This window comes from Phaeovulum veldkampii DSM 11550, assembly GCF_003034995.1.
GTDB classification, from domain to species: domain Bacteria; phylum Pseudomonadota; class Alphaproteobacteria; order Rhodobacterales; family Rhodobacteraceae; genus Phaeovulum; species Phaeovulum veldkampii.
In genome coordinates this window covers 18,008-31,493 of the sequence record NZ_PZKF01000032.1, presented here as the reverse complement: position 1 = coordinate 31,493, position 13,486 = coordinate 18,008, and the positions used below count along the sequence as shown (strand labels likewise).

The following is a 13,486-nucleotide window of genomic DNA, read 5'->3' as shown; positions in this document are numbered from 1 at the left end:
TGCGTATTCCGGAGCATTCGCCCACTCATTCCGACAACATGCGCCCAGCTGTTCCGGTGTATCCGCCCACCAGTGACGCGTTGCCGTGAGGCAGCATGTTTCGGGTATCAGGTCTGAGGCGTTTCGTCATCCATTTTGGCGATGGTCTTGCGCATGGACGCGCCCTCCAGCTCGAGGCGGTAAGCATTGTGAACGATGCGGTCGAGAATGGCGTCGGCGAAGGTGGGCTCCCCGATGACGTCGTGCCACGCTGTGATGGGCAACTGGCTCGTAATCATGGTCGAGCCGCGGCCGTAACGTTCTTCGACGATCTCCATCAGGTCACGGCGCTGCGTGGCGGTGAGCCGGTCCGGTCCCCAATCATCCAGGATCAGCAGCTGCGCCTTGGTGATGCTGCGGAACAGGCGGGGGAAGCGACCGTCGCCATGGGCCAGTTCCAGTTCTTCGAAGAGGCGGGGCATCCGCTTGTAGACCACGGTGACGCCGTCGCGGCAGGCCGCCTGCGCCAGGGCACAGCCGAGCCAGGTTTTTCCGACCCCGCAGGGGCCGGTGATGATCAGGCTGCGCTTGTCGGTGATCCACCTGCCCGTGAGCAGGCTTTGGAACAGTGCCTTGTCGAGGCCGCGCCGTGCGCGGTAATCGACATCTTCCGGGCAGGCACCCACATGGCGCAGCCTGGCCGAGCGCATGCGGGCTTCAAAGCGTTTGGTTTCTCGGCTTGCGACCTCGCGGTCGACCAGCAGGCCAAGCCATTCGGCGTGGCTGAGGTCAGCAGCACCGTCCTGAGATTGCAGTTCGAGGAAGGCTTCGGCCATACCATCGAGCCGCAGGGCCTTCAGGTTATCGAGGGTTGGATGGGTAAGCATGACGTGTCCTTTCAATGGAAGTAATCGGCGCCACGGATGTTGGGGTGGTTGATGGCAGGCTGCTCCGTGGCGCGGGTGCGCGGCCTGCTGTCCAGCCCATTCTTCAGAATGGATTGGACCGACGAATATGAGTGTGCGTTGATTTCGAGCGCCCTTCTGCAAGCCGCATCAAGGCGGTCCCGCCCGAACCTGTCAGCCAGCCGGATCACGCCCAGACAGGTGCGATAGCCTTGTTCGGGGTGCTTGCGGTCGCGCATCACGACCTCGGCGAAGAGCGCGACGTTTGGCCCGATACGCGCGGCCCAGGCCCGGATGCGCTCCGGCGTCCAGTCCTCGCGGAACCTATGATCTGCGGGCATGTGATCGCGCAGCGTGGAGTGCTGTCCGTTGCCGGAAGTGCGCATATGGGAAGCGACGCGCTGCCCGACATGGAAGACTTCAACCGTCCGGGCGGTAATGCGCACCCATAGTTCTTTCTTCAGCAACTGATGGGGCACGGAGTAATAATGCCGTTCGATCGCGATGTGGTAGTCGAGCCCGGCGCGGCACTTTTTCCATTCGGCATAGACATAGGGCGCCACCGGCAACGACTTCAGGGCGGGCTTGTCCAATTGCTCGAACAGCTGCCTGCGACTGGCGCCGAGATGGCGCGAGACCTTGTCGTTGAGCTGGTCCAGAAGCGGGCGAATGGCAGCATTCACGTCCTCAAGGCTGAAGAACTGACGGTTGCGCAACCGTGCCAGAATCCAGCGTTCAACCAGTAAAACCGCACCTTCGACTTTTGCTTTATCCTTTGGTTTGTGCGGCCGCGCCGGAACCACGGCCGTGTCGTAATGCGCGGCCAGATCTCCATAGGTCCGGTTGATTGCAGGGTCGTAGAAGCACGCCTTGGTGACCCCGGCCTTCAGGTTGTCGGAGACGATCTGCGCCGTCACACCCCCGAGGAAGCCGAAGGCGCGCACATGGCTCGCGATCCAATCCGGCAGCGATTGCGTCCAGGTCGCCTCCGCAAAGGTGTAGCTCGAGGCCCCGAGCGTTGCGACAAACAGCTGTGCCGTGCGCACTTCGCCGGTCATGGGGTCGATCACGTCGATCGTGTGCCCTGCGTAATCGACAAACAGCCGCTCGCCCGCTGGGTGACGCTGACGCATCACCGGCGACAGCTTGCCTTCCCACTGCGTATACAGCTCGCAGAACCGGGAATAGCCGTAGCCTTCCGTGTGATCGGCGCGATACTCTTCCCACAGCAACGACAACGTCACGCCCTTGCGGCGCAGCTCGCGATGGACATGCGCCCAGTCAGGTTGGGTCGCGCGGTTCGACACATCACGCGCCGTCCGCGGATAGATCAGCCGTTCAAGGTCAGTGTCGGAAAGACTCGGCGGCAGCGGCCAACGCAGGCCCAATTCGTCGGCGCGCTCAAGGTAGCCCCGAAGGGTGGTGCGCCCGATCGCCAGGCTCGACGCAATCTGGCGCGTCGATAATCCCTCCGCAGATAGCCGCAAAACATCTCGTATCTTCCGCATCGGCAATCTCTTCATCGGGCTTCCTTCGTGCCAAAAGGGCGCAAGGTAGCCGGTTACAGATTGCCTCGCAGCAGCACGTCACAGGGGTGGGCGAATACCCCGGAATCGGTGGGCGGATGAAATCGGAACGGGTGGGCGCATCAAATCGGAATCGGTGGGCGCATCACCCCGGAATACGCAGCCATGGCCGATTGGTCTTTGACCAGCTTGCAGCTGAAACTGATCAAGATCGGTGCCCGTGTGGTGCGTCACGCCCGCGCCATCACCTTCCAACTCGCCGAGGTCGCCGTGACTGGCCCAATGGTCAGGGCTATCCTTGCCGCCATCCACCGATTGCGAACGCCGCCGCTATGCGCGTAACCGCGAAATTGGCCAAAACTCAACGAAAGAGGCTCGACAGGTCTGCCCACCGCGCTGAAAAACGTCGCTGCCGGGAAAAGACGCCGCGGGTTCGCGGCCCGATCCGCCCAACTCCAGGCGTTTGCGCGACCGCAGACGCCGCTCGGCGCGAAAAACGCTTGTCCAGCGGGCAAAATCAGGCGATCTTGACGTCAGACGGCAGGCCACTTGGGGAATGTCGGTGAAGTATGTGGTGTTCCAATATCGCCATCCTACCCTTCGTCGTTGGTGGGAAGGGTAGGAGATGGGCACGTCAGATTCGGACGCATAGATGGCGCAATATAGCTCCTATGGCCGCATTAGCCTGACGATAAACGGGACAACAGCGGACGCGGCCTGACCTAATTGGCCAAGTGCTTCATCAGGATTAGCTATGAGCTGATTCATCGTGACATTAGTTGTCGCTTCAAGCCGCTGATCCCCGTCTTCATCTGTGATCCGTTGCCAATTATCTGGAACTGACAGACGCGGGCCAAATTTTTGCAGTTCATCATTTTCATCGAAACGCCAGACTTGAAGCGTCACTTCGTGTGATCGCTGGTTGTCTATATCAACCGTGAGTTCAAAATGATTGCGTTCAAGATCATCACCCAAAGTGACGTACGACCAGAAATACTTTTCGGTCCAGACCTCCTTGATGGTACAGTTATCCGGGAATATCTCGTTCAGGCCAGACTCTGCCAACGCTGTGCCAAAGGTACTTCCCCACAGGCCAGCCATAAATCTAACGAAATCTGCACGTATCTGGCAAGCCAGCAACACGCCCTCGCTTAAGTTTATCAGCTTGCTCCGATCCATGTCGGGCAGAACGGGATCATCCAGAGTTGACACGAGGGAATCCACAACAGCGCGTGTCGCCGGTTCTTGGAAGTAAGCAATGACGCTTTCAGGAATTTCAAAGGGGGGCATGGGCATCTTTCGAGTTGAGTTGTCCTATCCGGCGCCACAGAGCGTGGAGGAAGAGTTGGAGGCTTAGATCATATTCGACTGGCCGCGCTGTCTCGAACCGCAGCCACAGGTCGCGCCAAGAGCAGAAGCGCCAATGTCCGTCGTCACGACGGTTTACTGGCAGCATGGCGTCCTCATCCAACGCCAAAATTAGATGATGTCGAACGGCTTTAGGGTGGTCATTCCGCGTGCTGTCCCGATAGCATCGAAGTTGACCGTCCGTTACAACGTGGTCAAACTTTGCTTCGACAACTAGAGTCCTCTCCCGATCTCGGGCGTCCTGCCACAAGAACTTGAGATCGATCCGTCGCCCATCCAGCGCCGGAACTTCCGAAAGAACCTGCGCCGAAGTTAGACGCCCACTGGTAACGCCAAGTTCGGAATCGCCAAGTCCCAGAGCCCGCAGAAACGCATCGATCCGAGGCGCCCGCGCCTGGACTCCGCCGGCATTCAAGAGCCTCGCCAAGGTCTCGGTCGCGATCCTTTCGGAAAGTGACATTTTCCATTCAAGCCGCGGCTGCATCAGGCTACTGTCAGGGCGGTCAAGTCCAAAGAGACAATGAGCGCGACCGAGGCTGGCTTGACGCTGCCAGAGCGGTCGATTGCGGACGAACTCTTCGATGCGAGTACTTGCACCACCCAAAAGCTTTCGCATTGTCTCGATGATGGACATTCGTTCGTCATGAGAGATTACCCGTCTCGGGACACGACATCTCAGCGCGTTCAAAGCCTCGGACGTCACTTCAAATTCCGGTTCTGGTTTCTTGCCTTGAAGCATTTCAAATTCCTGATCGACGCGAATGCTTATGAGCATCAATGACTTCGACCTTATCCCCCCACCTCGCCAGATACCAAGCCATTTCCTGCCGCCCTCCGGCACGGAACCTGACGATCAGTGACCCGTCCGAGAGGCGCTCGGTTTCCTGTCGCGGATGGAACACATACGTCGCGGCCTCGTCCGCCACTTCCGGCAGGAAGCGCCATTCGACGTCTCGCGGCTCCTCGCGCCAGATGCCGAAGCTTTCGGCCAGCCACTCCTGCAGGTCGAAGCCCTCGGGGCGCTCGAACACCTCATCCTCGAGGTCGATCCGCTCGAACCCCGCCAGCGCGAACAGGCGCAGGTCGTCCTGATATTCGCTCCAAGCGAGCAGGTATTGCCGCCCTTCGCCGAACAGCATCGCAATGGGGCCAAGGCGTGTACTGCGCGAGAGCTTGCCGGAACCTCGGGCGCGATGGTCAGCTGAGATCATCACCCCGGCCAGGATAGCCTCGCGCAGCTTGTGCAGGATTTCGGGATCGATGCGTTCCCGCGGGCCGGGGCGGAAAGCGACGCCATCCGCCATCAGCTGCGCCTCGAGATCGGCGGCGATACGACGGCGGCGATCCTCGCGAAACATCGCCTGCACCTTGGACAGCAGCCGTTCCAGCGTCGTAGCGGTGTCGAGGTCGCCCTCGCGCCGCGCGATGCTGGCGGCCCGGTGTCCGGCTGTCAGTTCGTCGACGGTCGGTTCCACTATCTTTCCCAGGGTGCCCGGCGGGAATCGCCAGTACTTCTGGCCGTTCGCGCCCGGGCGCTCCTCGAGCTGGGGATAGGCGCGCAGCACGGCATCGCGCATCCGCTCTGCCGTGCGCCGGGACACGCTGAAGGCCTGTTCGATGTCGGCAATCGACACACCTTCAGCCGAGCCCTGCATCATCACGGCCAGCCGCAGCAGATCTTCCTGACGGGAATAGCGCACGATGCCTCCTTTGCCTCTGGCTACGACTTTGGCCTTTGCAGGCGCGCCCGGTCAACGGCCGAAGCCGATGGGCCGAGCCGCGCCTTCCTTCGCCTCGGACTCGCGGCGCAGTTCGGCAAGGATGGTCGCCGTGTCGTCCTGACCGAGGGCGCGGATCCGGCGGGCGATATTGGCGAAGTCGCCCGGTGCAAGCCGGTCCAGAGCCGCGACCTCTGCCGGGACCGGCGCCGCGAAGTGCGCGGTCCAAGCACGTGGCAGCTGATCCGGGCGCAGCCAGTCGAACCGGATGCGGAAGGTGAAGCGCCGCTGCGTCGCCGGGTCGAGGTGTTGCGCCAAGTTGGTGGTGCAGACGAAGGGGAGCGGATGGCTCTCCATCCAGGTCAGCATCTCGTTGACCTGGCTCACCTCCCACTGGCGGGCGGCGTTGCGCCGGTCGGCAAGCAGGCTGTCCGCCTCGTCGAAGATCAACAGCGCGCCTTCCGCCCGGGCATCCGCAAAGGCGCGGGCAATCGCCTTCTCGGTGCCGCCGACATACATCGACAGCAGGTCCGAGGCACGTTTTTCGATGACCGGCAGGCCAAGTTGCCGCGCGAGGTGACGGGCCCAGGCGCTCTTGCCCGTCCCCGCCGGGCCGTCGAGGCAGACGGACAGCCGCTGCGGTTTCGGGGTGGCGGCTAGTCGCGCTTCCAGCAGGGTCAGGCTGGTATCGGTGTTCGCCAGTGACGGAACCCACGGGGCCTCGGAGTGGTGGCGGGGCGGCGGCGCGACACCGCCATTGGTCAGCTTGGCCGACGCGCCGAGGACCTGCTCGAAGGTATCGATCCCCCCGCCACAAGCCCGCGCGACCCTCATCGCGTCTGCCACCAGCGCCGGTGGCTGATCGTGGGATTCCGCGAGCGACATGATCGCCTCGGCATCCTCCGTCGGCACATGCCGATCCGCCAGGCGTTGCCAGATCCGTTTGCGAATATGTCCAGCGGGCGGGCGCATCTCGGCAGAGAAGGTCATCCTGCGCAGAAAGGCCGGATCGCAGGTCCCGATCGAATTGGTCGTCCACAGGGTCGGGACCGGGTTGGTTTCCAGCAGCCGGTTGGCAAAGACCTTTGACGTCCGCTCCGGCCGGAAGAAGGGGAGGATGACGCCACCCCCGAACAGATCCTCCATCTCATCCAGCAGGAGTACGGTGTCGCGCCGCGATGCCAGCATCCGACCCGCGATGCCCAGTTCCGCCAGGCGCTCACCCCGCGACGGCTCTTCGCCGCTGTCGTCCGCCTCGCCGACCGCGCGCAGGCTGGCGCCAAGTTCACGGGCCAGAACCTTGCAGAATTCTGTCTTGCCCGTCCCTGGCGGCCCGTAGAGCAGGATGTTCACCCCGGGCTTAGCCTCGGCGAGGGCCTTCTGCAGGAGCTTGCGCATGATGTCCGCACTGTCGCCCATCCCCGTGAAGTCGCCCCATTCCGCTTCGGGCGGCGGGGCTGGCGGGAACAGGAGCGCGACGAGTTCCTCGATGTTGCCGAAGTCGGCCATCAGCGCACCGGCGAGGCGATCCGACACCGTGTAGGGGATGGTCTGGCGCGACCAGTTGCGCCCGTCGGTCTGCAGGAGCCCCGATGCCCGCAGCCGGGCATCCGGCCGAAGCGCCACCCGAATTTCCGTGTGATCTGCACCCGCGAACTGGGCGATCAGGAACGGTAGCGTCACGTCCTGCGTCTGGAGTGCCCGATCGACCACATGTTCGAACATATCGAAGCTGCGATAGCTGGCAAAGAACTCGAGGATCCGCGCTTCCACCTCGGACAGGCCGAAATGCTGCCCGAGGCGCGCCGCGTTGATCCGGACAAGGTTTTCGTCGCGTGGATCATCACCGCCACGCAGGCCCTCAAGCAGGCCGCGTACTCTCCCCCACCAGGCCGCCCCCGGCCGGGTTCGCGGCCGTTCCGGGCATTCGATGTCGGTCAGATATTCGATCCAGCCCGGCACTTCCTTGGCCACCTTGCTGCCGGGGCCGAAGCGATCGGCGAGGGCAGCGACGAGTTCGAGTGCGAGATGTTTTTCCGTGGTCATCTTCTCTCTCCTTTGATGAGGAGAAGATGCAGCACGCGCACGTCAGAAACGGACGTATCGAACGGTGAAGCCCGCCGCTGCCTGCGGCTGCACGCTTATCCGGGCTGTTGCGGTTTTTCTGTTGCGGTGTTGATGTGGCGTTGATGTTGGGTGCGCGAATGCAGAAAGCGCCCCGGAGGACGCTGCGCAAGAATCTGATATCGTTGAGGTTTTTGGTTGCGGGGGCTGGCAACCGTCGCAACTTGCCTGAGCTTCGATGCGCTGTGTGATTTAGTTGTAGTAAATCCGGCTGTTGTTTCTCACCCAGAACTGAGCCGGCTAAGTGCTGGGTGAGAAACAACACTCAAGTTCTCCGAGGCCGAAATCGGAAAGAAGCTGCCGTGCGGTTCAACCGCGAGAGGTGTGCTTCTACCTCACGTTCCGCTAGATTGAAGTGTTGCCGCAATGTGTCGGCGATCAGCGCGAACTCGATCTTCAGATTCGTGGCGAAAATCCCAGTGTCATCCGTTCCCACGACAATATCAGGTTTCACCGACAAAAGTGTATCCGGCGCAAGACCAAGCCAACGGAACAGGTGGTGTTCATGGAAATCGCGGTAATAGCTGATGCGCAGGTTGCTGGTCGGTAGGGCCTCGATCGCCATGCCACGCTTGACGATCTCGGTCAGCACGGCGTTCTGCAGCGCCAGCAAAGTGCCGGCAGGCAAATAGTTTGCATCGACCTCGCAGGTCTCTGACCCACGCCCTGATTCCCATCGCTTCATCGTTTCAAGGTGAAGAGCGAAAGCCGCCGGTTGATTCAGCAATGCCTCCTGGATCAGGAGCAGTTCCGCACCGGCCGTGGTCCCGGACATCGCCTGGGTCAGATGCCTCGCTTCACGTTCAGCACGGCGTCTCCATAGATCGAAGCTGCCCCAGTCAGGATCATCGAACCGTCCCGGACGCAGGATCTCTAGCAGGTCAAGCCGTCGCATCCGCCAGGCGGCCAGCAACAGCGGCGCCGAGATTTCACGGTCGTACAGATCGACCGATGCGTTCGCGATCCGAAACGCAAGCTCCTGGGTGCTGGCCACAAATTCTGGCATGTGGCGCAGCAAAGACCACGCGAAAACAAGGTCGTCCAACAGGTGCCGCTTCGTTGTCAGAACACGGTCACCGACGCGTTCCAGCCACAACCAAGGGGAAATCCCTGCCGCCGTCGCGTGACCTATGCGATCCCCCTTCCCAAGATCAAGGAAGTTGGTCGCCTCGTAAATCGCCCGCATACCCCCGATCAGATGACGGAAATCCTCGCCGGCGTGATAGGTCGCATGGGGAATGCCGACCCGGCGCATTCTGCGAAAGGTTGCGGCAAAGATCTCGGGCGGATTGTGCAATTCGTTGGCGGCGGCATCGACGCCTTGCAACAGGTCCCGGATTGCCGGTGACGTTTTCCAGCTTTTCTCAAGCGCCTGTGCCTGATGCTGCAACTTTCGCCGCTGCCCCCTGAACAAGCCGCTTTCGGGGTCCGAGACATCCTTGCCCTTGATGAAATGAGCGACGAGCGACAGTTCAAAGTCCGGTCGACCAATCCTGCTGCGGCCACCCAGCAGACAGTTCGGCGCATTTTTATTTAGGATGTCAAAATTGTCGTGCGGCGGATTGATACCGCGAAACTGCATCGCGCCACGAATGATCTTCGCGATCAACGCCTTGTTGTCCGCGTCGGTGTTCTTCGGGGCAAACCGGCCCTCAAGGTGGCGGATCAGCCGAAAATCGGGATGCAAAGTCAGTTGTCGAAATCGCGGTGCATAGCTTTCCGATTCCAGCTTGCTGCGCATTTCGGTCATCGTGAACTTCTGAAACTGATCAAAGCCGAATTGTGACAGTTGCTGCACCGTCAGAGCGATCACCTGCTGCTGAACCGCCAAGCTGTGGAACAGCGCAAGGCCGGAGGCCTCGCCCAGGGTTCCGGCCCGCAAGGCGGCCAGAACGCGGAACAGGAACGCCGCCTCCAGCACGATGGGGGGGGTAGCCGCGCTGACCCAGGGGGCAAGGATCAGGAACGGATGGGCATTCTCCAGCAGTGTCGAGGATTTGGGTCTGCGATACGCCTGCGCGCCCTCGAATTCATCGCTGCGCTCAAGCTCGCCGTCCGACAGGTCGGCACGGGCGGCGTTCAGCACCGCGCCCAACCCCATCCGGTCTTTTCCGCCCCGTTCCACCGCCGCGAGATTCTCGGCCAGCATGTAGCGAAGGCGCCTTGCGGCACGCAGTCTGCCCGCGAACATATAAGAGTCGAGCCCGGTCTCCAGACCTTCATACAGATCCGCGACGATCTCCTGCGACAGGCCCGCCCGGAGATGTTCCGCATATCGATCCGGATGGCGCAAGGCGTCCTGCCAGATGACATCGACTTCCGTCGAGCCATTTAGATGCATGTGTAGTTCATACAGACCCTCGGACTCGATCAGACGCTCAAGCGTCGGATCAGCAGGCGTCAACAGGGCCGTCTCGCCGATTTCGTCCTGCAACCACTCAATCAGCGCAGCGGGATCCTGCGGGGCCCGGCCCTCCTTCACCCGAAACGCCACCTGGATCGCCAGGGGAGACAGATGTGTGATCATCTGATGCCAGTCCTGAAACATCGGCGCACGCACCACCACACGCCCGGCACAGCGTTCGAGGTATCGCGCCGCCAATTGCTGCAGCACCTCCAAGGCGATCATTCCGAAGCCATGGGTCGCGCCCAAGCCCTCGGCAGGCAGCCTGGAATCGCGGTAGTCCTTCAGCAGGTGATCGGGCTGCCCGGCAACGTGGCGTTGTTCCAACAGATACAGCCTGCGCCGCCATTGGTCGTAGTTGGGCAGCGCGCCACGGTCCAAGGCCGCCAGTGCCGAGGTTTCGGCAAAGGCGCGCCGCAGGAAAAGCGCGCTCATTGCTGGATATAAACCGTGTTGAGCAGATCATAGAGGCCGGCGAACGCCACGGGCGTAACATCCTTTCCAGCGGGCTGGAACAGTGCCTTGAACAGGTCCTCGCTGTCCGAACGCTCAGGAAGCTCTGCCAGGTAGCGCACGCGGATATTGACCGGGTCTGTGGCCGCGCCCTGTGCTGGCGGCACGTCTTTCAGGAAAAAGCCCCAGATCGGACAGGTGAACAGACTCTGGAACAGCCGTCCCCCGGCCGTTTTATTGAAGTCGGATCGTTTTTGCAGATCATCCAGAAGCTCATCGAACAACTTGTCCGAATGCGTCGGGTTGTTCTGGAGCCTGGAGGTAAGCGGCAGGTTTTCGCTGCGCAGCGCCTCGACCCCGACGGCATGCAGGAACATTACCACGCTGCGATGCATCATGAAGCCCAGATAGCGGCGGTTCTGACCGGCGTAGACCGGGTCTTGGAACAGACGTCCCTGTGCGAAATTGAATCGCTTCCAGATCGCCAGCAAGGCCTTGGGCGCAAGCGTCCTGTCCTGCAGAAGCTCCTGCGATTTCACAGCCCAGCCTGCCAGCGCCAGCACAAGACTTCCTCCATCATCCGCCCTTTCGCCGGATGTGGCGTCCCCCTCTTCATTGTCTTGGCTGACTGTTGCTTCCTCCTCCACTACCTCCTCAGTCGCATCGACACCGACCTCCTGAGCGAAGCGTGTCGGATGACCGTAAAGGATCATGGATTGCGCCAGCGCTTCAGCCACGGCGGGTCCTGCCTCCTCGGCGGTTTTTGCGCCACTCGCCGCGTTAAGGACATTGATCAACACCGCGAGCAATCGCAGGAATCCGTAGTTGCCCAAAGCAGAACTTTGGCCGCTGAGCACGTTGGAATAGGGCAATCGGACAACGTCACTGGCAGCACCTGTCAACCCGTCGACCAGATCCTCGATCGTGTTGTAAACCCCCCGCTTCAAATACTGGCGCGTTCCGCCATACCGATACCCCCCGACCTGCGCCTTCTTGAGGCGCTGGTGGTAGGGACGGATCTCTTCGGGGAACATCTCGATCTGATCGTCAAGAGTTGCGCTGCGACCCTTGCCATCGAAAAAAACTAGAGGCTTACGTGGATCTTTCGCACCCGCCGCGCTGCTATAGCGCCATTCCTTTCCAAAAAGCGCCCGGAAAGCCTCGTCGTGGTTGCGAATCCGGCCTGCCGGCACGGCAATGCCACTGAGGCGCAGACCAAGCAGGACCTGACGCTTGTCCGCCACGCCCCGGTCCCAGGCGGCCAAGCGCCCCATCTGCACGTAAGTCGGTTCAAGCCGCTCCATGCCCAGAAACTCGAAAAGCTGCCGTTTGTCGGCGGGGGCTCCGCTTTCCAGCGCGTTTCCGTGGCGTTCCGCGCGGTCCTGCAACAGCGCGAAGCTGAGCCAGAACGACAGGATCGCCCCCAGATCGCCGCGGCAGCGGTCGGCCAACAGGGCCGAGACGCTGATCGCCACCCGGCTTTCGCGCTCATCGGCGAAGCGGTTTGAAAGCTCGCCATGGCTTTGCCACATCCGATGTTTCGAGAACCACCCGGCGATCAGCGCGAAGGTTGGGGCGGCGGCCGAGCCGCGCAGGGCCTCGATCGGGGGCGCATCGACATTGCGCAGATCGGACTGCGAGATCTGCAACAAGGCCTCGACAACCCGCTTGGCGTCGACATTCGACAGATCGCCCGTCGCCGTGGCGCTGGCCCGCAAGATCTCAAGCGTGCTGCGAATCGGCAGGCTCAGAAGGGTGAACCGAAGGTGCTCCGTATCTTCCACGGGCATGGTGCCCCAGACCCGTGCGACGATGCGCGTCGTAACTTCGCGCAGCAGCTTCGGCTCATGGGAGTTGAACCGGAGCTTGACGCGGTGGTCCGCCGACGAAACCCCGTCCAGTTCTGCAAGCGGATGCAGACGCAGTCGCCGCTCGATCGGAAGGATCTTGGTCAGATACTGGTCGGTCAGACTGCCCATCTGGTCCAGCACCGAATCGATCTGCGAGGCGCGCGCCCCGGGGGCATGCAGGGTCTGCTCGAAGTTCAGATAGCTCGGCCCCATCTCTTGCCAATGCAGACGGCGCACCAGTGTGAGCATCAGTTCCGGATCCCCCGAGACTATGATGTGCAGATACGGGCTTGTCAGGTATTTCCGCAGGGCTTCCAGAACCCTCTGACCGATGTCGAATCGGGTATCGACATCGTCGATGCACAGAAGAAAGCCCTTGCCGCCCAAGTAGGTGGCGGCCGCCGCGATATATGTTTTCAGGCGGGTGGTGAAGCCGTAGGCGGCTTCGGTCCGTGTCAGGCCTTGGTCCATGATGAACCGCGCATCGGCCCAGTTCTCGCCCTGATGCAGGTCGTGGCCGACCCCGTCCAGCACCGTCACCCCCTGGGCCAGCTTCGCGAAGGCCTCCCTGATGTCCTGATAGGACCTGTCCCCCGCCGCGCCCGTCAGATCCCCCATCCGATGGCGATGTTCGACCACATCGTGGATCCGGCTGATGACCGACAGAATGATGTTCTGCTTGGTTTCCAGCATGGTAGGGTCGATCAGGCCAAGGCTGTGCAATCGCGGCACCTTGGTCCGGTCGATGCCGTCGATATCGTCAAACCTGTGCTCTTCGAACCTGCCCAGCAGGTCAGTCAGGAAGGTGGTCTTGCCTTCGCCCCGCCGCCCCGCCAGCAGGATAGCACGGTGTTTGTGATGCGGATCTATCTGCAGGCTGACAGGGGTGCGGGAAATATTGGGCCAAGGATCGGAAGAGTCCTTGTCAGCGGGGGAATCGCTCTCCGGCAAAAGCTTCAGCAGTTGCTGCATGACATCCCGCTGAAGGATCCCATCGGTCCGGTCGGCGCCCAGATTGATGATCACTTCCGGTTTATTTGTTTCAACCATTTCTGATTCTCCCAAATTCCTGCAAAACCTATCGTATTAATTCTTCCTTGTGACCGGTCCCCCGGGCCGTCGGTCGTTAATACAGAGGGTCCTTAGCGCTTTCGTTCCT

8 protein-coding genes and 1 pseudogene are annotated in these 13,486 nt (G+C 61.4%); 1 reads left to right on the top strand and 8 read right to left on the bottom strand.

The annotated features are described in order from the left end of the window. Positions 1 to 107 precede the first annotated feature (107 nt). On the bottom strand, positions 108 to 866 hold the full coding sequence (gene istB / locus C5F46_RS12520) for an IS21-like element helper ATPase IstB (RefSeq protein ID WP_107325686.1): 759 nt from the start codon (positions 864 to 866) through the stop codon (positions 108 to 110). 11 nt (positions 867 to 877) lie between these two features. Continuing rightward, entirely contained in the window at positions 878 to 2,407 is a 1,530-nt protein-coding gene (gene istA, locus C5F46_RS12515; protein ID WP_107325685.1) for an IS21 family transposase, read from the bottom strand. A gap of 165 nt (positions 2,408 to 2,572) precedes the next feature. Here istA and C5F46_RS12510 point away from each other — a divergent pair. Next, positions 2,573 to 2,752, top strand: a pseudogene (locus C5F46_RS12510) (transposase); the annotation flags it as partial. 327 nt (positions 2,753 to 3,079) lie between these two features. On the opposite strand, the gene C5F46_RS12505 reads toward C5F46_RS12510, so the two are convergent. The 6 genes from C5F46_RS12505 to C5F46_RS12480 all read right to left on the bottom strand — a co-directional run bounded on the left by C5F46_RS12505 (position 3,080) and on the right by C5F46_RS12480 (position 13,377). Further along, positions 3,080 to 3,700, bottom strand: coding sequence for a hypothetical protein (locus C5F46_RS12505; protein ID WP_107325684.1), 621 nt, complete (start codon positions 3,698 to 3,700; stop codon positions 3,080 to 3,082). Continuing rightward, positions 3,687 to 4,412 (bottom strand): PDDEXK-like family protein, encoded by a 726-nt coding sequence (locus C5F46_RS12500; RefSeq protein WP_133618577.1) that lies wholly within the window; start codon positions 4,410 to 4,412, stop codon positions 3,687 to 3,689. The genes C5F46_RS12505 and C5F46_RS12500 overlap by 14 nt, the downstream gene beginning before the upstream one ends. A 106-nt stretch (positions 4,413 to 4,518) precedes the next feature. After that, positions 4,519 to 5,478 carry a helix-turn-helix transcriptional regulator gene (locus tag C5F46_RS12495; RefSeq protein WP_107325682.1) on the bottom strand — a complete coding sequence of 320 codons (960 nt, stop codon included), beginning with the start codon at positions 5,476 to 5,478 and terminating at the stop codon, positions 4,519 to 4,521. Positions 5,479 to 5,529: 51 nt separating this feature from the next. Next, positions 5,530 to 7,542, bottom strand: a complete 2,013-nt coding sequence (locus C5F46_RS12490) for an AAA family ATPase (protein WP_107325681.1) — start codon at positions 7,540 to 7,542, stop codon at positions 5,530 to 5,532. 343 nt (positions 7,543 to 7,885) lie between these two features. Next, positions 7,886 to 10,459: an amidohydrolase family protein gene (locus C5F46_RS12485; protein WP_107325680.1), complete on the bottom strand. Its 2,574-nt coding sequence runs from the start codon at positions 10,457 to 10,459 to the stop codon at positions 7,886 to 7,888. Continuing rightward, entirely contained in the window at positions 10,456 to 13,377 is a 2,922-nt protein-coding gene (locus C5F46_RS12480; RefSeq protein ID WP_107325679.1) for a hypothetical protein, read from the bottom strand. The genes C5F46_RS12485 and C5F46_RS12480 overlap by 4 nt, the downstream gene beginning before the upstream one ends. Positions 13,378 to 13,486: the final 109 nt, after the last annotated feature.